Annotated in this window: 24 protein-coding genes; 5 read left to right on the top strand and 19 right to left on the bottom strand. The window is 66.7% G+C overall.

Translation table 11 applies throughout. The features are described 5' to 3' along the window. Together Q9Q95_RS02920 and Q9Q95_RS02915 are read left to right on the top strand one after the other, a co-directional pair. The coding region (locus Q9Q95_RS02920) for a hypothetical protein (protein ID WP_306093585.1) at nt 1–734 on the top strand (734 nt) is incomplete at its 5' end. Between the two features lie 61 nt (nt 735–795). Continuing rightward, a complete protein-coding gene (locus Q9Q95_RS02915; RefSeq protein ID WP_306093661.1) occupies nt 796–3096 on the top strand; it encodes a bifunctional diguanylate cyclase/phosphodiesterase in 2301 nt (766 codons plus the stop codon). Between the two features lie 79 nt (nt 3097–3175). Here the strand turns inward: Q9Q95_RS02915 and Q9Q95_RS02910 are convergent, their stop codons facing one another. Continuing rightward, the gene (locus tag Q9Q95_RS02910; protein ID WP_306093583.1) at nt 3176–3856 is read right to left on the bottom strand and encodes a tRNA (guanosine(46)-N(7))-methyltransferase TrmB; all 681 of its coding nucleotides are present in this window, start codon (nt 3854–3856) and stop codon (nt 3176–3178) included. Nucleotides 3857–3897: 41 nt separating this feature from the next. Further along, nucleotides 3898–4746 (bottom strand): EAL domain-containing protein, encoded by an 849-nt coding sequence (locus tag Q9Q95_RS02905; protein ID WP_306093582.1) that lies wholly within the window; start codon nt 4744–4746, stop codon nt 3898–3900. A gap of 162 nt (nt 4747–4908) precedes the next feature. Here Q9Q95_RS02905 and Q9Q95_RS02900 point away from each other — a divergent pair, with 162 nt between their 5' ends. After that, nucleotides 4909–5520 (top strand): phosphatase PAP2 family protein, encoded by a 612-nt coding sequence (locus Q9Q95_RS02900; RefSeq protein ID WP_306093580.1) that lies wholly within the window; start codon nt 4909–4911, stop codon nt 5518–5520. A 4-nt stretch (nt 5521–5524) separates the two neighbouring features. Here the strand turns inward: Q9Q95_RS02900 and Q9Q95_RS02895 are convergent, their stop codons facing one another. The 3 genes from Q9Q95_RS02895 to lnt form a co-directional block, all read right to left on the bottom strand. Further along, complete coding sequence (locus Q9Q95_RS02895; protein ID WP_306093578.1) at nt 5525–6283, bottom strand: EAL domain-containing protein; 759 nt, start codon at nt 6281–6283, stop codon at nt 5525–5527. 142 nt (nt 6284–6425) lie between these two features. Further along, nucleotides 6426–7637, bottom strand: a complete 1212-nt coding sequence (gene metK / locus Q9Q95_RS02890) for a methionine adenosyltransferase (RefSeq protein ID WP_306093575.1) — start codon at nt 7635–7637, stop codon at nt 6426–6428. A 72-nt stretch (nt 7638–7709) separates the two neighbouring features. Continuing rightward, nucleotides 7710–9269 (bottom strand): apolipoprotein N-acyltransferase, encoded by a 1560-nt coding sequence (gene lnt, locus Q9Q95_RS02885; protein ID WP_306093572.1) that lies wholly within the window; start codon nt 9267–9269, stop codon nt 7710–7712. A 192-nt stretch (nt 9270–9461) separates the two neighbouring features. Between lnt and Q9Q95_RS02880 the strand changes: the two genes are divergently transcribed. Both Q9Q95_RS02880 and Q9Q95_RS02875 read left to right on the top strand, forming a co-directional pair. After that, nucleotides 9462–9881, top strand: coding sequence for a VOC family protein (locus Q9Q95_RS02880; protein WP_306093570.1), 420 nt, complete (start codon nt 9462–9464; stop codon nt 9879–9881). Next, entirely contained in the window at nt 9881–10183 is a 303-nt protein-coding gene (locus Q9Q95_RS02875; RefSeq protein WP_306093569.1) for a polyhydroxyalkanoic acid system family protein, read from the top strand. Before Q9Q95_RS02880 ends, Q9Q95_RS02875 begins: the two co-directional genes overlap by 1 nt. A 120-nt stretch (nt 10184–10303) precedes the next feature. Here the strand turns inward: Q9Q95_RS02875 and Q9Q95_RS02870 are convergent, their stop codons facing one another. The 14 genes from Q9Q95_RS02870 to Q9Q95_RS02805 all read right to left on the bottom strand — a co-directional run bounded on the left by Q9Q95_RS02870 (nt 10304) and on the right by Q9Q95_RS02805 (nt 20744). After that, a complete protein-coding gene (locus Q9Q95_RS02870; RefSeq protein ID WP_306093567.1) occupies nt 10304–11683 on the bottom strand; it encodes a sorbosone dehydrogenase family protein in 1380 nt (459 codons plus the stop codon). A 2-nt stretch (nt 11684–11685) separates the two neighbouring features. Beyond that, the gene (locus tag Q9Q95_RS02865; protein ID WP_306093565.1) at nt 11686–12606 is read right to left on the bottom strand and encodes a hemolysin family protein; all 921 of its coding nucleotides are present in this window, start codon (nt 12604–12606) and stop codon (nt 11686–11688) included. A gap of 8 nt (nt 12607–12614) precedes the next feature. Then, nucleotides 12615–13124 carry an rRNA maturation RNase YbeY gene (gene ybeY, locus Q9Q95_RS02860; protein WP_306093563.1) on the bottom strand — a complete coding sequence of 170 codons (510 nt, stop codon included), beginning with the start codon at nt 13122–13124 and terminating at the stop codon, nt 12615–12617. Continuing rightward, nucleotides 13117–13323 carry a hypothetical protein gene (locus Q9Q95_RS02855; protein ID WP_306093560.1) on the bottom strand — a complete coding sequence of 69 codons (207 nt, stop codon included), beginning with the start codon at nt 13321–13323 and terminating at the stop codon, nt 13117–13119. The genes ybeY and Q9Q95_RS02855 overlap by 8 nt, the downstream gene beginning before the upstream one ends. After that, complete coding sequence (locus Q9Q95_RS02850) at nt 13316–14326, bottom strand: PhoH family protein (RefSeq protein WP_306093558.1); 1011 nt, start codon at nt 14324–14326, stop codon at nt 13316–13318. Before Q9Q95_RS02850 ends, Q9Q95_RS02855 begins: the two co-directional genes overlap by 8 nt. A 319-nt stretch (nt 14327–14645) precedes the next feature. Continuing rightward, nucleotides 14646–15974: a tRNA (N6-isopentenyl adenosine(37)-C2)-methylthiotransferase MiaB gene (gene miaB / locus Q9Q95_RS02845; protein ID WP_306093556.1), complete on the bottom strand. Its 1329-nt coding sequence runs from the start codon at nt 15972–15974 to the stop codon at nt 14646–14648. A 143-nt stretch (nt 15975–16117) separates the two neighbouring features. After that, nucleotides 16118–16969: a lysophospholipid acyltransferase family protein gene (locus Q9Q95_RS02840; RefSeq protein ID WP_371876667.1), complete on the bottom strand. Its 852-nt coding sequence runs from the start codon at nt 16967–16969 to the stop codon at nt 16118–16120. A 19-nt stretch (nt 16970–16988) separates the two neighbouring features. Next, nucleotides 16989–17411 carry a Fur family transcriptional regulator gene (locus Q9Q95_RS02835; RefSeq protein ID WP_306093554.1) on the bottom strand — a complete coding sequence of 141 codons (423 nt, stop codon included), beginning with the start codon at nt 17409–17411 and terminating at the stop codon, nt 16989–16991. Between the two features lie 163 nt (nt 17412–17574). Next, nucleotides 17575–17988 (bottom strand): MucR family transcriptional regulator, encoded by a 414-nt coding sequence (locus tag Q9Q95_RS02830; protein ID WP_306093656.1) that lies wholly within the window; start codon nt 17986–17988, stop codon nt 17575–17577. A 108-nt stretch (nt 17989–18096) separates the two neighbouring features. Next, nucleotides 18097–18573 carry a ribosomal protein S18-alanine N-acetyltransferase gene (gene rimI / locus Q9Q95_RS02825; RefSeq protein WP_306093551.1) on the bottom strand — a complete coding sequence of 159 codons (477 nt, stop codon included), beginning with the start codon at nt 18571–18573 and terminating at the stop codon, nt 18097–18099. Continuing rightward, a complete protein-coding gene (gene tsaB, locus Q9Q95_RS02820) occupies nt 18570–19199 on the bottom strand; it encodes a tRNA (adenosine(37)-N6)-threonylcarbamoyltransferase complex dimerization subunit type 1 TsaB (protein WP_306093549.1) in 630 nt (209 codons plus the stop codon). The genes rimI and tsaB overlap by 4 nt, the downstream gene beginning before the upstream one ends. A 4-nt stretch (nt 19200–19203) precedes the next feature. Continuing rightward, nucleotides 19204–19797: a malonic semialdehyde reductase gene (locus tag Q9Q95_RS02815; RefSeq protein WP_306093546.1), complete on the bottom strand. Its 594-nt coding sequence runs from the start codon at nt 19795–19797 to the stop codon at nt 19204–19206. Between the two features lie 26 nt (nt 19798–19823). Beyond that, complete coding sequence (locus Q9Q95_RS02810; RefSeq protein ID WP_306093653.1) at nt 19824–20399, bottom strand: NifU family protein; 576 nt, start codon at nt 20397–20399, stop codon at nt 19824–19826. 72 nt (nt 20400–20471) lie between these two features. Beyond that, complete coding sequence (locus Q9Q95_RS02805; RefSeq protein ID WP_306093543.1) at nt 20472–20744, bottom strand: hypothetical protein; 273 nt, start codon at nt 20742–20744, stop codon at nt 20472–20474. Nucleotides 20745–20847 lie beyond the last annotated feature (103 nt).

Genomic DNA, 20847 nt, shown 5'->3' with positions numbered 1-20847 from the left:
ATTCGGGCAGCGGCAACAGCAACGCCGGTGGCAACGGGAATGGCAATGCCGGCGGGAATGGCAACGGCAATTCGGGCGGCGGCAACAGTAACGCCGGTGGCAACGGGAACGGCAATGCCGGCGGAAACGGCAATGGCAATTCGGGCAGCGGCAACAGCAACGCCGGCGGCAACGGCAATGGCAATGCCGGCGGGAATGGCAACGACAATTCGGGCAGCGGCAACAGTAATGCCGGCGGCAACGGAAACGGCAATGCCGACGGGAATGGCAACGACAATTCGGGCAGCGGCAACAGCAACGCCGGCGGCAACGGGAACGGCAATGCCGGCGGGAGCGGCAACGGCAATTCCGGCAGCAGCAACAGCAACGCCGGTGGCAACGGGAACGGCAATGCCGGCGGGAATGGCAACGACAATTCAGGCAGCGGCAACAGCAACGCCGGCGGCAGCGGGAACGGCAATGCCGGCGGGAGCGGCAACGACAATTCGGGCAGCGGCAACAGCAACGCCGGTGGCAACGGGAATGGCAATGCCGGCGGGAATGGCAACGGCAATTCGGGCAGCGGCAACAGCAACGCCGGCGGCAGCGGGAACGGCAATGCCGGCGGGACCGGCAATGACAATTCGGGCAGCGGCAACAGCAACGCCGGTGGCAACGGCAACAGCAATGCCGGTGGCAACGGGAATGGCAACGCGGGCGGGAACGACGACAAAGGCAACGGCAAGGACAAATAGGGTTGCGACGAGGGTCGTTGACCAGCCGTTAGCATCCCCTGACTAGGATCGCCCGGTGGCGATGGGTTTGCTGAACAAGGTCCGCAATCACTGGCGTATGGCGGCGCTGGCACTCGCCTGCCTGCTGGGCATCGCCACGGGCATTTCCGGTTCGGGCGTCGGACTCGACCGGGCGATTCACCAGTTCGGCTGGAGCGTCCGCCAGCACGACGCCTCCGGCGAGGTGCACATCGTCGAAATCGACGCGCGCAGCATCGCGGCGATCGATCATTGGCCATGGCCGCGCGGCCATTACGCCCGTCTCGTTGATCATCTTCGCGAAGCCGGCGCAGCGAGCATTGCCTTCGACGTCGATTTCTCCTCGCCTTCCGCGCCCGCCCAGGACGCAGCGCTCGCCGCCGCGTTGGCCCGGGCAGGAGACAAAGTGGTGCTCCCGACTTTCAGCCAGCACGCGGGCACGGGCGCGGCCGACTGGGCCGATTCGCTGCCCATCGCGCCGCTTCGCGATCATGCGGTGCTCGCGGCCGTCACGGTCCAGCCCGACAGCGATGGATTCGTCCGGCGCATGCCCGTCGGGACGTTCACCGCCGGAACGCCGCGCCCTTCGCTATCGGCAATGGTCGCCGGTATCGGCGGAGCGGCGGACTCCGATTTCCCCATCGACTTCGCGATCGCGCCGGTCTCGATCCCGCGGCACAGCTTCGTCGACATCGGCGAGGGGCGCTTCGATCCGGCGGCGGTCCGCGGCAAGGCGGTTCTGATCGGCGCGACCGCAGTCGAGCTGGGCGACCGCTATGCGGTCCCAAACCATGGCGTCGTTCCGGGCGTGGTGATCCAGGCGCTCGCCGCCGAAACGCTGCGCCGCGGCGTTCCGCGCGAATCCGGATGGCAGCTCCCGCTGGTGCTCGCGCTCGCGCTCGGCGTGCTGATCGTCCATGCGCGGACGCGCCTCCGGCTGGCGGCCGCACTGGCCGTCGCGCCCGCGACGCTGATGGGCGCCGGACTGGCGCTGGACGGACTGCTGCACTGGATCTTCCCCTTGGCGCCCGCTTTGGTGACGATCGCCGTCACCGGAATCGCTGCCGTGACGATGCGGCTCCTCGCCGCCGCCCGTCGTCGCCGTCTGCACGATGGCGAGACCGGTCTGCCCAATCGCCACGCGCTCCGCGATGCGCTGCGCAGCTATGCCGGCGAAGCCGTGCTCGCCGCGCACATCGCCGATTATGAGAAGCTCGCTGCCGGGCTGGGCGCGGCGGCGACCGCCGAACTCGTCAAGCGCGTGCGCGATCGCGTCGCATTGGTGTCGCAGGGCTCGACGATATATCGGATCGAGGATCGCGTGCTCGCATGGCGCTGCTACGACAAGGCCGATCTGGAACAGCGGATGGCGACGCTGCGCACCGCGATGCTCAATCCGATCGACGTTGCCGGCCGTCGCGTCGACGTGACCATCGCGATCGGTTTGGCCGAAGAGGCGGGCGCGGACGACCGGACCATCGCGCATGCGGGACTTGCCGCGGCGCACGCGCTCGCGTCCGGCAGCGGCTGGCACGTCCATCATGCCGACGATGGCGAGACGGTCGACCGCGAGCTCTCGTTGCTCGGCGAACTCGACGAGGCGGTGGCGCGTGGCGGGATCCATGTCGTCTATCAGCCCAAGCTCGACCTTGCCACGGATCGCATCGTCAGCGTCGAGGCGCTGGTGCGCTGGCAGCACCCGACGCGCGGATTCATGCGTCCCGATCTGTTCATCCCGCTCGCCGAGCGCAACGACCGCATCGCCGGGCTGACTCTGCACGTGCTCGGCCAGACGATCGAGGATCTGCGTAGCTGGCGCGCGGCTGGCCACGTGGTGACCGGCGCGGTGAACGTTTCGGCCAAGCTGCTCAATTCGCCCGAATTCATCGCCTCGCTTCGGACGATGGTAGAGCGCAGCGCAGTCGACCCTGCCTGGCTGACTTTCGAGGTCACCGAATCCGCGGCGATGAGCGATCCCGAGGGCGCGGCGAGGGCGCTGCATTCGTTCCGCGAGATGGGGATCGCCATCTCGATGGACGATTATGGCACCGGTCAGTCGACCCTGAGCTATCTCAAGCAGCTGCCGCTCAACGAGCTCAAGATCGATCGCAGTTTCGTTCAGTTCGCCCATCAGAATCGCGGCGACGGCGTGCTGGTGCGATCGACGGTCGATCTCGCGCACGAACTGGGCCTGAAGGTCGTCGCGGAAGGGGTCGAGGACGCCGAATGCCTCGCATTCCTGCGAGGGATTGGCTGCGATATGGTCCAGGGCTATTTCGTCAGCAGGCCGATTGGCGCCGCGGATCTCAAGACGCTTCTTGCAGGCCGCTCGCTGGCTGCCTGAAGAACCTCCAACAAGCGTTGGGCGGCCATGCCCTGCCTGCCGCCGTTCAGCGCCTTGAAAAATCTACGCTACCGCGTTCCTATCCACGCACAAAGGTGAAGTACCAGACCTCGTGACCCTGCCGGCGCGCCTTGCGCTCGTAGCGGGTCTCGGGCCAGTCGGCGGGGCGGGTGAGGAAGTCGGCGGCGCTTTTCGCCTGCCAGACGAAGTCGCGACGGCGATTCATCACCATCATCGCCCAGCGGCAATAGGTCGGATCATCGGTGCCGAGGCGGAATTCGCAGCCGGGCTTGAGCTTCGCCGCGATCATGTCGAGGGGGCCGTCATTGACCATCCGGCGCTTGGCGTGGCGCGCCTTGCGCCACGGATCGGGGTGCAACAGATAGACCCGGGTGAGACTCGCGTCCGGCAGCCGCTCGAGCGCGTCGAGCGCGTCGCCCATGTGCAGCCGGACATTGTCGAGCTTGTCGTCACGGATGTGGTTGAGCGCGCCGACCACGCCGTTGAGGAACGGCTCGCAGCCGATGAAGCCGTGATCGGGGCGCATCCCTGCCTGGCCGGCGAGATGCTCGCCGCCGCCGAAGCCGATCTCGAATTCGACCGGACGGTCGTCGCCGAACAGGCCGCGCGCGTCGAGCGGGCCGAATTCGGGCACGCTAACTTTGGGCAGCATTTCCTCGACCAGAGCCGCCTGGCCCTGGCGCAACTTATGTCCTTTGGCGCGGCCATAGAGGCGGCGGATGGTGATCGGATCGGCCATGCGGCCTGTTAGCGCCGTTGCGGCGCTACGCAACCTGGTGCCTAGACGGCGAGCGCCATTTCGGCGGGACGCGCGGCGCGCAGCGGGAAAGCGGCGCGGTTGTGATGGGCGAGACGGCGGTGCACCGGCGGCGTCACGCCGCGCGGTTCGCGGCGAGAGAGGTCGGGATGGGGGAGCGCCGCGGTGCCGATCTGGAAATGGCGCACGCCCATGGCGTGGAGCACATCGTGCTCGCCGCGATTCTCGACGCCGCGCGCGATCACGGTGACCCCCATGTTGCGGGCAAGCCGCATCACGCCTTCGGCCATCAGCCGGCGCGAGGCGCTGCCATGGATGCCACGCACCAGCGACGGATCGAGCTTGACGAAGCGTGGGGTGAAGCGCGCCAGCAGCTTGAGCGCGACCGGCCCGGCGGCGAAGGCGTCGAGCGTGATCGAGATGCCGCGCCGGGTGCAGGCTTCGGCGAGCGCCGCGGCGTGATCGAGGTCGCCGCGTTCATCGGCGCTGATCTCGACCACCAGCCGCTCGGTGGCCACATGGTTGGCCAGCGCAGCGCGGAACAAATGCGAGAGAAGCGGCTCGGCGAGCCCTGCTGCGGCGCCGAGCGGGATGGCGATCAGCGCGTCGCCGCGATGAAGCCCAAGCGTGGCGGCGCGCTCCAGCGTCAGGGTGATGCGGCGCGCCTCGAGTGCCGGACGCTGCTCGGGAAGCAGGGAGGCCGAGATCGCCGCGAAGCTGCGCCCGTCCGTGCCGCTCGCTATGGCCTGCCAGGCAAAGGGCCGATCGGCGCCCTTGGCGACCATCGGGCGGAAGCCGACCTCGAGATCGAGACGCGGATCGACGCGGCTGAGCGTGGCGGTCGACAGGCTGGCAGGGTTGGTGGCGGTCATGCGGGCTCCTCGTTCGAGAGCTGAAATATTAGTTAACGTTAACGCTGCCCATTCCGTGCGTCGCCGCATTGGATTCCCACCGATAGGGATTCTCCGGGGTTCCGCTCCGCACCGCCGGGAGTCGCGCGTCGAACCTGACGGCCGCTCGCGGGTTGTTGCGCCATGGCAAGGAAACATCTCAAAACGCCCAGGGCCGCACGCCGCGCCAGCAAAGCCGAGCGAGTCGATGCCGCGGTGTCGACTGCGCTGATGCGGCACCGGGAGAATCGCATGGTGCGCGCAGTGGGACTTGCCGCCGAAGCGGCGGATCAGCCGCCGCTGTTCGCTGCATCGATCGCCACGATCGGCCTCGGCACGGTGCTACGACGGCCGCGATTGCTGCGTGCCGGGCTGCGGATGCTGGCGAGCGAATTGGTGGCGACCGGGATCAAGAGCGTCGTCAAGCACCACGTCAATCGCACCCGGCCGCACAAGATGCTGAAGGATGGCCGTTATTCGCTGCATACCGACGCCGGCGGGCGCAGGGACGAGGGGCCGTGGAACAGCTTCCCGTCGGGCCATACCGCCGGTGCGGTGGCAGTGAGCAGGGCAGCGACTCGCGAATATCCGGAGGCGCGGCCCGCGGCCGGGATCGCTGCGACCCTGGTGGCGCTGATCCAGCTTCCGCGCGGCAGGCATTTCGCCAGCGACGTCGTCGCCGGTGCGGTGATCGGGGTAGTCTCGGAAGCGTTGGTCGACGTGGCGGCACGACGCCTTCGGCGCGCGACCGGCTGACGGTTCAGGCGGCGTGGCGCAGCGTCGGAATCGGCAGGCTGCGCACCGCGGGGCTGGCGATCTCTTCGCCCTGCACCAGCATGATGCCGAAGCCGCGCAGCCGCTGGAGCACGGGCTCGCTGTCGACGCCGGTGGCGATCACCTTGAGCCCGAGGCTGCGGATGCGCGGCGTGAGATCTTCCAGAACGAGACGCCGCGACCAGCTGCTGGCGATCGCGCTGACGAGTTCGGATTCGAGGATCACCAGATCGGGAAGATAGCGGCCGCAAAGCGCGAGCCCGGCATGACCGGGCCCGAGGCCGACGAAAGCAGTCAGCGGACCTGCCTTGCGGTGAACGTCGATGATTTCGGCAAGCTCGCGGCCCGGCAGCTGACGATAGCCGTCGAGCCCGAAGATCAGGCGTTCCGGAATCAGGCCGGACTGGCGCGATACCCGCAGGATCGGTTCGAGATGTTCGGCGGGCGAGCCGATCGATTCGGCCTGGACCGGAATCAGCAGGCGTGCGCCGCTGGTGCCGAGCCCCGCCGACATTGCCCAGCGAATCGCGCCCGCAGCGCAGCGCTGGTCGAAAGTGGCTTTGGCTTCGGGAGAGAGCGAGTCGAATATTTGCGCGGCGGTCTCGCCATTCGGTCCGCGGATGATCGCCTCATAGGCGTAGACGCGATTGCCGGAGATGTCGGCGATCGGCTGGAAGGCGATGGTGAGGCCTGATTCGGACCTCTGCCCGGACTCCACTTCCGATGTCACTGCCTGCGACTCCAACGTTCCCGCTCCTTTGCACCCATTGTAGTGAACAAGTGCGGTTACCCAAGGGTTAACGCGAGTTCCGCAAAACTGCGGAGAGGGTTCAACGAAAAAGGCCGGGGAATTGCTCCCCGGCCCATTCCGAATCGTCCGGATCCGATCAGGCCAGCGCGGCCTTGAGGTCCTCGGCGAGGTCGGTCTTCTCCCATGGGAAGAAGTCGCCCTCGGCCTTGCGGCCGAAATGGCCGTAGGCGGCGGTCTTCTGATAGATCGGCTTGTTGAGGCCCAGATGCGTGCGGATGCCGCGCGGGGTCAGGCCGCCGAGCTTGGCGATGCCCATGATCGCTTCCTCGATCTTGTCGTCGCCGACGGTGCCGGTGCCGTGGGTGTCGACATAGAGCGACAGCGGCTTCGACACGCCGATTGCATAGGCGAGCTGGATCGTGCAGCGCTGGGCCAGGCCCGCGGCGACGATGTTCTTCGCCAGATAGCGGGTGATGTACGCCGCCGAACGATCGACCTTGGTCGGATCCTTGCCCGAAAAGGCACCGCCGCCGTGCGGCGCGGCGCCGCCATAGGTGTCGACGATGATCTTGCGCCCGGTCAGGCCGGCGTCGCCGTCGGGGCCGCCGATCTCGAAGCTGCCGGTCGGATTGATGTGATATTCGGTCGCATCCGAAAGCAGATCGGCCGGAAGAATGTCGGCAACGACCTTCTTCACATAGCTGTGGAGTTCGGCTTCCTTGTCGCCCGCGTCATAGCCCTTGCCATGCTGGGTCGAGACGACGATCGCGGTGGCTGCGACGGGTTTGCTGCCCTCGTAGCGCAAGGTGACCTGGCTCTTGGCGTCGGGCTCGAGGAACGGCGCCGCGCCCGAATGGCGATCGGCGGCCATGCGCTCGAGGATCTTGTGGCTGTAATAGAGCGTCGCGGGCATCAGATCGGGCGTGTCGTCGGCGGCATAGCCGAACATGATGCCTTGGTCGCCGGCGCCTTCGTCCTTGTTGCCCGAAGCGTCCACGCCCTGCGCGATATGTGCCGATTGCGGGTGGAGATTGTTCTCGAAGCGCAGCGTCTCCCAGTGGAAGCCGTCCTGCTCATAGCCGATGCGCTTGACGGTATCGCGGACGGTCTTCTCGACCTCTTCCTTGACGCCGGGCGCCCAATTGCCGGCTTCGTCCATGATGCCCTTGCCGCGGATTTCGCCGGCAAGGACCACGAGCTGGGTGGTGGTGAGCGTCTCGCAGGCGATTCGCGCTTCGGGGTCCTTCGAGAGGAACAGGTCGACGATGGCGTCGGAGATCTGGTCGGAGACCTTGTCGGGATGGCCTTCCGAAACCGATTCGGACGTGAAGAGATAGCTGGAACGCATGATTTTCCTCGATCGTGGGAAGGAAGCCGGGCCGTTGCCATGCCCATATAAAGCTTTCCTTATATCCTGCCCCTAGCGGGCCAGACGGCGGAACGCAATCGCGAACAAATACAGGGCGCCGGCAACGAGGAAGGCGAGCCAGTTGCCGATCCGCGCGAAGGGCGTCGGCGGCAGCGACTCGGGCAGCGCCAGCTCGATCGCGCCTTCCTGTCCGTGCGGGATCGATTCGAGCACGCGGCCGCGCGCGTCGATCACCGCCGAGATGCCCGTGGGAGTCGAGCGCAGGATCGGCAACCCCTCCTCGATCGCGCGCAGCCGCGCCTGCGCCAGATGCTGGGGCGGCCCCCATTTGCCGAACCACGCGTCGTTCGAAGGATTGAACAGGAAATCGGGGCGGTTGCGGCGATCGACGACCTCGCCCGAGAAGATGATCTCGTAGCAAATCTGGATGCCGGCCTTGCCGAAACCCGGGACCTCGATCGCGCGTGGGCCCGGGCCGGAGACGAAGTCGATCTCGCCCATCACCAGCCGGGCGAGTCCGAGCGGCGCGAGCAGCGTGCGTAAGGGCAAATATTCGCCATAGGGGACGAGGTGCGCCTTGTCGTAGCGCTGGCCGAGCGTGCCGTCGGAGGCGAGCGACCACACCGAATTGCCGGCCCCGCTCAGTTTACCGTCCTTGCCGAAGAACAAGGCGGTACCGCCGATCAGCGCGGCGTCCTTCGGCCCGAGCTGCGCGGCGATCCGGGTGCGTACCCAGCGAGGATCGCCGCTGCGATAGAAGCGCGTATCGGGGTAACCGTCCTCGATATAATAATTGACCGTGCCCTCCGGCCAGACCACAAGCCGCGACGCTTCGCCCGGACGGCCGCTCCATTCGAGCAATTTGACCAGCACGCGCTCGGGATAATCGGGATCGCCCACGCCCTCCTGCCCGATATTGGGCTGGACGACGCGGACATGCGGCGGCGCAACCCAGTCGTTCGGGCGAGTCTGCGGCACGTCGATCAGCTGCAGTCCCGGCAACAGCAGCAGCGGCGCGCCGATCAGCAGCGGACGAAACTGGCGCTGCGAGGCGAGGAAGAGCAGGCCGGCGGCGAGAATGGCGACACCCGACAGGGCATAGGTGCCGATCCACGCGGCGAGCTGGGCGACCGGGGTCGGCAGCCAGATCACGCCGAGCGGGTTCCACGGATAGCCGGTGAACAGCACGCCGCGCAGATATTCGGTCAGGATCCATGAAGCCGCGGCGGCCAGCACGAAGGCGAGATCGGGCTTCTCCCGGCCGGCGCGGCTCCGCGCCAGCCGGGCGAAGCGCCACGCCAGCCCCATCGCGAACGCCGGATAGACTGCGAGGTACAAGGCCAGCAGCACTACCGCGAAATAGCCCAGCGCAGGCGGCATCTTGTCCTGATAGTCGAAGGCGTGCTGGATCCAGTTGTTGCCGACGGTGAAATGCCCGACCCCGAACACCCAGCCGCGCAGCAGCACCGATTTGAGCGTCGGTGCCGACCAGGTCAGCCAGAGCAGAACCGCGAAGGCGAGCAACGCGATCGGCCACAGGTTCAGCGGCGCAAAGCCGGTGGCGGAGATCAGGCCGGCGATCAGGGCGGTGAGCAGGGGACGGGAGGACATCGAGAAGCGGCTTAGCCGATCCTTTTGGCGAGGGGGAGAGGCGGAAGGCCCTCTCTCGTCACCCCGGCCTTGTGCCGGGGGCCACCGCGAGGCTTGGGGTAAAGCAAGAGCTTCTTGCCAGTCGAGTGTGGCGCAATGGACCCCGGCACAAGGCCGGGGTGACGGGTAGCGGGAGGCAGGCTAAGAAGTGTCATGACTCTCCGTCCCTTCCATCTCGCTTTCCCGGTCCACGACCTCGAGGCCGCGCGCGCCTTTTACGGCGGTGTGCTCGGCTGCGCCGAAGGCCGCTCGGCCGAGAGCTGGGTCGATTTCGATCTGTTCGGGCATCAGATCGTCGCGCATCGCGATCCCGCCGCCAGGCCGGTGGCGGTCGCCAACGCAGTCGACGGCCATGATGTGCCGGTGCCGCATTTCGGCGTGGTGCTGACCATGCCGGATTGGCAAGCGCTGGCCGCGCGCGTCGAAGCCGCGGGCATATCTTTCGGGATTGCGCCGCATGTCCGCTTCAAGGGGCAGGCCGGCGAGCAGGCGACGATGTTTTTCTGCGATCCCAGCGGCAACGCGCTGGAGTTCAAGGCGTTTGGGGATGATGCAATGTTGTTTGCCCGCTAATGGCTGATCCGGTCGTCGTCGATATTCCGCACAAATTGGGCCGCGACGTCGCCCGCGCGCGCATCGCGGGCGGAGTCGGCAAGATCGCCGAGATCGTGCCCGGCGGCGGGCAGGTCGAGCAGCGCTGGGAGGGCGACACGCTCCATTTCAGCGTCGCGGCGATGGGCCAGAAAGTGGCGAGCCGGCTGCAGGTCTTCGAAGACAAGGTGCATGCCGAGGTCGATCTGCCGCCGATGCTCGCCTTGTTCGCGTCGAAGGTCCGTGAGAAGCTCGTCGACAAGGGCCTCAAGCTGCTCCGATAGGCACCAGATGTCACCCCGGACTTGTTCCGGGGTCCACCTGGCCGCCACCGACGGACATGCGGTTCGAGAGCAGCCGGCGCCGCCCGGTGGACCCGGCACAGGGCCGGGGTGACGATAAGCTTATTTCGCGGTTGCCGCGCTGACCCGCCAGATTACGTTGCCGACATCGTCCGCGACCAGCAGCGCCCCACTCGCATCGGTGATCACGCCGACCGGGCGGCCGCGGGTGGTCTTGCCGTCGGCGCTGAGAAAGCCGGTGAGCAGGTCGACGGGCTTGGCGTCGCGCACCGGGAAGCCGTTGTCGGCGAAAGGAACATAGACGACCTTGTAGCCCGATTTGGGCTCGCGGTTCCACGAGCCGTGCAGGCCGACGAACGCGCCGTTCGCCCAGTTGCCGCCGAGCTTCGCGTCGCTGGCGAAGCTCAGCCCCAAAGGTGCGACGTGCGCGCCCAACGCGAAGTCCGGCCGCCGCGTATATTCGCGCAGATCGGGCCGTTCGGGCGTCACGCGCTTGTCGACATAGCCGCCCCAAAAATTCCACGGCCAGCCGTAGAAAGCGCCGAAATCGACCTTGGTCAGATAATCGGGAGGCATGTCCGAACCGAGCATGTCGCGCTCGTTGACCACGGTCCACAAGGCGCCGGTCTTCGGCTCGAACGCCATGCCGTTGGGGTTGCGCAGGCCCCAGGCGAAGACGCGGGCATATCTGGTGTCGGGCGAGACCTCGAGGATCAGCGCGCGACCGTCCTTCGCGAAATTGGCGCGCGGGCCGCCGGCATAGATCGCGCCTTCGGCCTCGAGCCCGTTCTCGGCGATGTTCGAGGCGGAGCCGACGCTGACATAGAGCGTCTTGCCGTCGGGTGCGGCGACGACGTTGCGCGCCCAGTGATTGCCGCCGCCGGGAAGCGCGAGGATCTTCTCGGGCTTCGCGGTGATCTTCGTCTGGCCGGGCGTGAACGGGTAGCGGACGAGCGCGTCGGTATTGGCGACGTAGAGCCAGCTGCCGACCAGCGCCATGCCGGTGGGCGAGTTGAGTCCGGTGAGCAGCGCCGAGCGCTGGTCGGCGACGCCGTCGCCGTTACTGTCGCGCAGCAGGGTGATGCGATTGGGCGAGGCGACGGCGGCGCCGGCCTGGCCGAGCAGCCGCTCCATCACCCAGCCGGTGATCCCGCCGCTCTTGCGCGGAGGCGAATTGGTCTCGGCGACCAGCACGTCGCCATTCGGCAGGCGATAGAGCCAGCGCGGATGCTCGAGCCTGTCGGCAAAGGCGGCGACCTCGAGCCCCGCAGCGGGGGTCGGTTTCGCGCCGCCCGCCCAGCCGACCGGCTTCGCGATGCCCACCGTCGGCACGCTTTCGGACCGCGTCTGGGTCAGTTGCGGCGTCCTGCCGGTCACTGCCTGCTCGCTGAGTTGCGCCTTGTCGGGCCGGCTGACCCACAGCCAGCCGCCAAGCGCGACCAGCGCGAGCAGCACGAGGACGATGAGGATACGCTTGAGCATGGTCATTCCTCGGCCTCGGCGAGCTTTCTGGGCGGGTGCAGCCGCAGCCGGGTGACCTTGCGCGAATCGGCCTCGGTCACTTCGAGCGTCCAGCCGCTGGCATGCGGCAGGCATTCGCCCGCCGCGGGCACATGGCCGGCCAGCACGAAGGCGAGGCCGCCCAATGTGTCGACATCCTCCTCGACCTCGCCGAGCCGCGGATCGATCGTCTCGGCGACATCCTCGAGTTCGGCGCGGGCGTCGGCGTCCCAGCCGCCGCCGTCGATCGGGATGAGCAATGCCGTCGGCGCATCGTCATGCTCGTCCTCGATTTCGCCGACGATCTCCTCGATCAGATCCTCGATCGTGATCAGCCCCTCGGTCCCCGAATATTCGTCGAGCACCACCGCGAGATGGGTGCGGCTCGACCGCATCTGCGCGAGCAGATCGAGCGCCCCCATCGATTGCGGCACGTAGAGCGGCTGGCGGATCAGCCCGGCAATCGTCTCCGGCCGCGGCGCGCCGGTGGCGAGGATCGCGAACACGTCCTTGATATGGACCATGCCGATGATCGTATCGAGCTCGTCGCGATAGACCGGCAGCCGGCTGTGCCCCGCCTCGGCGAAGAGCTGGACGAGTCCGTCGAAGCTGACCGTCTCCTCGACCGCGACGATGTCGGCGCGCGGCACGCCGACATCGCCGGCGTCGCGCTCGCCGAAATGGAGCAGGTTGCGCAGCATCTGGCGCTCGATCGGCGCGAGATCGCCGGCGGGCGCCTTGCCGCCTTCGTCCTCATGCTCGTCGATCGCGTCCTCGATGCGGTCGCGCAGCGTCTCTTCCTGATCGTCGCCGAACAGCAAGGTGCGGATTCCCCGCCATATTCCGCCGCTTTCGGGGGACTCGTTGGTGCCGGTACTGTGTCCGGTACTGGGGCCCTCGGGCATGTTCGTGTTCAGTCCTCGCGTACGGAGTACGGATCGTGCAGGCCGAGGCTGGCGAGCGCGGCGCGCTCCATATCCTCCATCGCCTCGGCTGCGGCGTCCTCCATATGGTCATAGCCTAGCAGATGCAGCACGCCGTGGACAATCAGGTGCGTGGCATGATCCGCGACGCTGACGCCGCGCGCCTCGGCCTCCGCGACGCAGGTCTGGTGGGCGAGGACGATGTCGCCGAGGATCACTTCGCCATCGTCGCTGTTCTGGGTCACCGTCTCGAGCAGGTCGGGCTGGACCATCGGGAAGGACAGCACATTGGTCGGCTTGTCCTTGTGACGATAGTCGCGGTTGAGCGTGCGGACCTGGTCGTCGCTGGTCAGCCGCACCGCGATCTCGATCACCGTCGCCCAGTCGCGCCACTCGCCGAACGGCGACTGGGCGATTGCCGCGTCGGCGGCACGCGCGGCGAGCGCCTCCCAATCGCCCTCGGGCCAAGGCTCCTCGCGCAGCGCGGCGACGTCAAGCATAGGTGGCCGCCTCGATCATCGTAGTGACGAAGACGATTGCCGCCGGACCAAAAGCATAGAGGAACACCACTTTGCGAAGGCTGTTGGCATAGCCGGGGCGCAACAGGAACCAGACGAAGACCGCCGGCAGCGCCACCAATCCGGTCATCAGCGCGCCATTGACCGCGCGCGCGTCGGCTCCGGCGGCAGGATCAGGCATTGGGGCCCTCATAGGCCTGGACGATCCGGCCGACGATCGGATGGCGCACCACGTCCGCCGCGGTGAACCACGAAAAGGCGATGCCTTCGACGCCCTCGAGCCGGCGCACCGCGTCGTTCAATCCCGAGGCTGGCGGGCCGCCGGGCAGATCGACCTGGTTGGGATCGCCGCAGATCACCATCCGGCTGTTCGCGCCGAAGCGGGTGAGGAACATCTTCATCTGCGCCGGCGTGGTGTTCTGCGCCTCGTCAAGGATCACGAACGCGTCGGCAAGGGTGCGGCCGCGCATGAACGCGATCGGGGCGATCTCGATCTCGCCGCTGGCGATCCGGCGTTCGACCTGTTCGGCGGGAAGGCAATCGTAGAGCGCGTCGTAGATCGGCCGCAGATAGGGATCGACCTTCTCCTTCATGTCGCCGGGCAGGAAGCCGAGCCGCTCGCCCGCCTCGACCGCAGGGCGCGACAGGATCAGCCGCTGGACGCTGCCGGTGATCAATTGCGCGACCGCCTGCGCCACCGCGAGATAGGTCTTGCCGGTGCCTGCCGGCCCCAGCGCGAAGATCATGTCGTTCGAGACGAGTTCGCGCATGTAATGCGTCTGCGCGACCGAGCGCGGCACGATCGTCTTCTTGCGCGTGCGGATCATGATCGGCGGAGTGCCGCCGCCGCCCGCCGGCACCTCGGCCTTGACGATGCCGGTGAACATCGGCTCGCTCGACATCGCGATCACGGCGTCGATCAGCCCCGTGTCGATATCCTCGCCGCGGATCACCCGCGCCTGCAGCTCCTGCAGCACTTCGCGGGCATGCGCGACCGATTCGGCCGAACCCTCGATCACCACGCGCTGGCCGCGGGCGTGGATATACACCCCCAGCCTTTCCTCGAGCGCGAGGATGTTGCTGTCATATTCGCCGAACAATTGCGGCAGCAGCTGCGGCTTGTCGAACGTGACCTCCACCCGCGAGCGTTCACCGGATGGGGCGGGGACGGGCTTGCGGCTCATGCGGCTCCTTGCGGCGGGCGGAAGTTGAGAAAGTTGCGGTCCTCGCACGGTCGAATCCGCCGAGCGAAGGCTGCGCGGCCCCTTAGGGCGAAACCGAGGCGGGTGCGGAGGGTTCCGTGGCGCATGAGTCGAGCATGACGATGGCAGAGCGTTTCCAACTTGGACAGGGGAGGGCGATGCACAGCGCCAAATAAAATGCAGGTGTGACGCCGCGGCGACAGCCGGGGCGCTGACCGTCTTCCCGGCGAACGCCGGATCTCAGGCGAAGGTGCGGAACAGGAGACGCGCGAGATCCCGGCTTCCGCCGGGATGGCGGATCTTACGCCGCAGCGCGCACCCGCTCCACCCCGGTCAGCGAATTGGCATAGCCGGCGAGGAGCTCGACCTCGATCATGTCGCCGATCGCGGCATTAGTCTCGAGATAGACCGACTGGAGCCACGGCGATTTGCCGAGCATCTGCCCGGGGAATTTGCCCCGGCGCTCGATCAGCACGTCGCAGGTCTTGCCGACGGTGGCGCGGTTGAACGCTTCCTGATCGCGGTTGAGATGCGCCTGCAGCCGCTGGAGGCGCTCGTCCATCACCTGCGCAGAAACGAAGCCGTCGACCATCTCCGCCGCCGGGGTGCCGGGACGCGGGCTGTATTTGAAGCTGAAGCATTGCGCATAGCCGACCGCATCGACGAGGCTCAAAGTCTCCTCGAATTCGGCATCGGTCTCCCCCGGGAAGCCGACGATGAAGTCGCCCGACAGCGCGATGTCGGGCCGCGCGGCGCGGACCCGATCGAGAATGCGCAGATACGAATCGCGGGTGTGCGAGCGGTTCATCGCCTTGAGCACGCGGTCGCTCCCCGCCTGCACCGGCAAATGGAGGAACGGCATCAGTTTCTCGACCTCGGCATGCGCGCGGATCAGCCCGTCGCGCATGTCGTTGGGATGGCTGGTGGTGTAGCGGATGCGGCGCAGCCCCGCGATCCGGTCGAGCGCGTGGATCAGGCCGTGGAGGCCGCGGCCGGCCTCGTCGTCCCACGCATTGACGTTCTGGCCGAGCAGGGTGATTTCGCGCGCACCGGCGTCGACCAACGCTTTGGCCTCGTCGACGATCGCGTCGAACGGCCGGCTGATCTCGGCACCGCGGGTATAGGGGACGACGCAATAGGTGCAGAATTTGTCGCAGCCTTCCTGGACGGTGAGGAAGGCCGAAGGGCTGACTTTCCGGCGCGCGGGCAGCGCACCGAATTTGGTGCTGGCGGGCATGTCGGTGTCGACCGCGGCGGCGCCGGCGGCGGCCTGCGCGACCAGTTCGGGGAGATTGTGATAGGCCTGCGGACCGACGACGATTTCGACCTTGGCGCGCGCGACGATCTCGGCGCCCTCGGCCTGCGCAACGCAGCCGGCGACCGCGATCATCGGCGCGGGCCGGTGGGCCTCGCGCGCACCTTTCCGCAGGCGCCCGATATCCGAATAGACTTTCTCGGTCGCGCGTTCGCGGATGTGACAGGTGTTGAGCACGACGAGATCGGCGGCATTGGCGTCGTCGGTGGCGGTCATGCCCTGCGCGGCCATCAACTCGCCCATGCGCTCGCCGTCATAGACGTTCATCTGGCAGCCGAACGATTTGACGTGGAAGGTTTTCGGGGTCGGTTTCATTTGGGGCGGGCTATAGCTTCCCGCACGCAATCCGTCACCCCGGCCGACGTGCCGGGGTCCACTTCTCCGCAAGCGAGAAACAAGAGGTTCGAGCTTATCGCCTCGTCGCCATGTGGACCCCGGCACGTGGGCCAGGGTGACAATTATGATTTCGGCGAGGGTTTGTAGCCGATCGCCTCCTCGGCATAGCGGAAGGGCCGCAGCGGATGACCGAGCGTCGCCACCAAAGCTTCCTCGATCCGGCGCCGGCTTTCAGCGGCGATCGCCTTGCGGCCGGGAAAGTCGGCGGGGAAGAAGGGCTCGAGGAAATGGATCTCAAGCGCGAAGCCGCCTTTGCGCGCGAGGATGCGTTTGGCGTTGTTGAGCCCGCGCTCCTGCCCGATCCAGCCGATCTCCTCGCTGTTCGCGCCGTAATCGAGCAGCACCGGCTGGACCATCACGCCGGGGGGAGGCGGTTCGAGCACGCGCAGCATCGGGGTCTTGAAGGGCAGCAGCGACTTGCCGTCGGTAGTGGTGCCTTCGGGGAAGATCGTGATCGCCCAATTATCTGCGAGCGCGTCGCGCAGCTGATTGATCTGATCGGCGACCCCGAGCCGGTTCTCGCGCTTGACATAGACGGTGCGATTCATCCCCGCGAGCCAGCCGACCACCGGGGCAGTGCCGATCTCGGCCTTGGCGACGAATGCCGTACCGCTTGCTCCGCCCAATGCGAGGATGTCGATCCAGCTGAGATGGTTGGAGACGTAGAAGACGTCGCGGCGGAGCGGGGTGCCGATCTTGGCGACGCGCGCGCCGGCGATCCGCGCGGCACGGCCGAGGAACCAGCGCGGCCAGGGAGAGGGCAGGCGGAGCAGGCGCCAGAGATAGTGCATCGGCACATGGGTCAGCACGGCGAGCAGGAGCAAGACGACGCGGGCCCATAACCGCGCCTGCTCGCGCGTGGTCAGCCGGGTCGGGATGCCGGCGGCGGCGTCCGCGCGGCGGTCGCTGGTCACAGGCTCCTCCCGTTCGCGCTCAAACCTTGCGGTCGAGCGCGACGCCGTAGAGTTCCATGCGATGATCGACGAGGCGGAATCCCAGCCGCTCGGCGATCTGCTTCTGAAGCAATTCGAGTTCGGGATCGACGAACTCGATCACCTTGCCCGATTCGACATCGATCAGATGGTCGTGATGCGCCTCGGGCGAAGGTTCGTAGCGCGCACGGCCGTCGCCGAAATCGTGACGGTCGAGGATGCCGGCCTCTTCGAACAGCCGGACGGTGCGATACACTGTGGCGATCGAGATGCCCGGATCGATGGCCGATGCGCGCTCATAGACCTTCTCGACATCGGGATGATCCTCGGCGTCGGAGAGGACGCGCGCGATCACCTTGCGCTGTTCGGTGATGCGCAGCCCCTTGTCATGACAGAGCTGCTCGAGATCGATTTTCCGCGGCATGGCGCCGATGTAGCCCGTACACTCCCCTCCCCGCAAGGGAGCGTGCGCGCGGAGCCCGGCCTTCTCGTCGTGCCGGCAAAAGAAAAGGCCGGGGCGTCGCGCCCCGGCCTTTTCTGTCCCCACCCCTTGCCCTCCCGCGAGGGAGGGGAAGAAGCAAGTCGGCTCAGCGCTTGCGGCGCTTGGTGCCGAGACCGATCTTCTTGGCGAGCGTGCGGCGCTGCTCGGCATAGTTGGGCGCAACCATCGGATAGTCGGCGGGAAGGTTCCACTTGGCGCGGTACTGTTCCGGCGTCATCTGGTAGTGCGTCATCAAGTGACGCTTGAGCATCTTGAGCTTCTTGCCGTCTTCGAGGCAGACAATAAAGTCCGGCTTTACCGAAGAACGGATCGAAACTGCGGGCTCCTGCTTCACTTCCGGCTCAGCAGCGGCGCGGCCAAGTCCAGTCAGCGCGCCGTGTACATTCTGAATAAGCACAGGAAGATCAGAAACTGCAACGCTATTGTTGCTCACATGTGCTGCCACAATATCTGCGGTAAGCGTGATGAGTGTTTCCTGAATGTCAGCTGAACCGTCCATCATATTCCCTTCGACCCAATTTACGGCGACTATAAGTGTCGCCTGTGCTGGCCCTATCGGACCATCGTAGACCGAAGGCAAGTCGTTAACCTTCAGTTACGAAAAAAATCAGCCAAGCTCGCGTGCAAAGGTGTGCGCGTCGAACGCCTGCCCCATCTTGCCTTTGTAGTAGTTCTTGCGCTCGCCGACCTTCTCGAAACCTTCGCGACGGTATAGCCTCACGGCATCGTTTCCCGCGCGGACCTCGAGATGGAGTTGCGCGACTCCGCGCGACCCGGCTTCGGCGATCACTGCGCGGAGCAGGGCCCCGGCGACGCCGCGGCGGCGCGCGGCGGGGCGGGTCGCCAGCAGCAGCAATTCGGCCTCGTCGGCGATCACCCGGGCGAGCGCGAAGCCGACATCATGGCCGTCGAGGCTGGCGATCACCAGCCATACCCCCGGGAGCGAAAGCATGCCGAGGCATTGCGCGCTGGTCCACGACTCGCCGAAACGCGGATCGAACGCCTCTTCCATGATGCGGCTGACCTCGGCGAGATCCTGCGCGCCGCCTTCGCGCAATTCGGTCAGGTTGAGCGTGCCGGTCATGCGAGGCCCCTCTCGGCGAGGGTCTTCGCGTCGGGCGCGCGGCCGTAGATCGGGCGGGGGGGCAGGCTGGCGAGATCGTGAGCGAGCAGCCGCGCGTCCTCGGCGCGGGGAAGCGCCTCGATCAGGGTGCGGTCGGGGTCGAGCGCGGCGAGATGGCGGAGATTGCCGATTGCCGGCCTTTGCCCGAGCACCGCCAGGGCTGCCGCGGGAATCAGCGACTGCAGCGGACCTTCGGGCGTGAGTGGCGATGCCGTGAACGATTGCATGAAGACTTCACCGTGCCCCCCCTCAAGTATCGCGGCAAGTTCGGGACATTGCGGAGACGCGGCGAATCCGGTCGCGGCGAGCAAGGCGAGCGACGAATAGCCTCGGACCTCGGCCTGCCAGCCGATCGCGAGGCCAAGCGCGGCGGCGAGCCCGACCCGCACCCCGGTGAAGCTGCCCGGTCCGACATCGACGAGGATATGCGAGGCGCGGCCCTGATCGGGCAGCGCCGCGATCATCGGCACCAGCCGTTCGGCATGGCCGCGCCCGACGACTTCGTGCGTACTGGCGACGATCTCCTGTCCGCGGAGCAGCGCCACCGAACAGGCGGCAGTCGCGGTCTCGATGACGAGCGTCAGCAATGCCTCAGACGACGCGATTGAACTGATCGAATTCGGGGCGGGGAAGCCGCCCGAAGATGGTGGAAGGGTCGCCATGGCCCAGCGTTGCAATGAAGTTCGACTTCAGATTGGGCTGGTCGCTGAAAAAGGCTGCGTCAACCTTGGCGTTGTCGAATCCCGACATGGGACCGGTATCGAAGCCGAGCGCGCGGGCCGCGATCAAGAAATAGGCGCCCTGCAAGCTCGAGTTGCGGAAGGCGTTGGCGTGGCGCATCGCGTCGTCGGCGAACCAGTTCTTCGCATCGGGGGCGTGCGGGAAGAGCCACGGAAGCTGTTCGTTGAAATCGAGATCCATCGCGACGATCACCGTGGCCGGCGCCTTGCGGATCTTGTCGGGATTGGTGGCGGTGGCGAGCGCGGCGAGCTTGTCCTTGCTCTCCTGGCTCAGCAGCCAGACGAAGCGCGCCGATTGCTGGTTGGCCGAGGTCGGCCCCATCTTGAGCAGATCGTAGATGCGGCGGATATCGGCTTCGGTGACGGGGGTGTCGTCGTAGCCGTTATAGCTGCGCGCGGTACGAAAGATCGTATCCAGCCCCGCATCATCGAGGGGACGGCCCATGGTTCAATCCTTTCGGGTGCCAGCGATCAGACCGCGCGGACTTCGGTGACTTCGGGAACGTAATATTTGAGCAATTGTTCGATGCCGTTCTTCAGCGTCGCGCTCGACGAGGGGCAGCCGGCGCAGGCGCCCTGCATCTGAAGATAGACCTTGCCCGCGTCGAACCCGCGATAGACGATGTCGCCGCCGTCATTGGCGACGGCGGGGCGGATGCGGGTGTCGATCAGCTCGCGGATCTGCGCGACGATCTCGGCATCTTCGGGATGATCGCCGAAATCGGCGCTCTCGGGCGGAACCGAGAAACCCGCGGCGGTGCCGGGGCCGAACAGCGGCATGTTCGCCGAGAAATGGTCGAGCAGGATCGCAAGCACGTCGGGCTTGAGATCGCGCCATTCGACTCCCGGGCCGGCGGTGACCGAAATGAAGTCGCGGCCGAAGAACACGCCGGTCACGTCGCCGAACGCGAACAAGGCGCTGGCGAGCGGCGAGGCCTCGGCCTCTTCGGGGCTGGCGAAGTCGCGGGTACCCGCCTCCATCACCGTCCGTCCGGGAAGGAATTTGAGCGTCGCCGGGTTGGGCGTGGCTTCGGTCTCGATCAGCATGTGTCGCATGTGGCGCCTGGGCGGGTCCGGATCAAGCGGCCAGCGGGAAACGAAAGGTTTCGCGCCGACAATTCACTTGTCCGCTTCGTCGTCGTGCTGCGTGGCGCTGGTCACGTTCGCGTCATGGCCGCTCTTGTCGCTGAAGAATGCTGCGGCGAACAACCCGCAGCCGAGCAAGGTCGACAGGAACACGCCGCCGATCGCCGCGAGGATCGCCGAAGGATAGAGCGCGTCGTAGAGCGAGAGATACCAGAGCGCGCCGATCACCATCAGCACGCCGGCCAGCGCGATCCACACCAGCATCCGGCGGAACTCGCTCCAGGCTTGGGCACGATCGGTGGGCATTGCTGCTTCCTCTGGGTATGAAGATGGCGTTCTAGCACCTCCGGTTCAACGGTCGATTGGACGAATCGTCCTGGGTCCAGCCGTCACCCCGGCCTTGTGCCGG

Source organism: Sphingomonas sp. DG1-23, assembly GCF_030730875.1.
GTDB lineage: Bacteria > Pseudomonadota > Alphaproteobacteria > Sphingomonadales > Sphingomonadaceae > Sphingomonas.
This window is presented reverse-complemented; position numbering and strand designations above follow the sequence as displayed.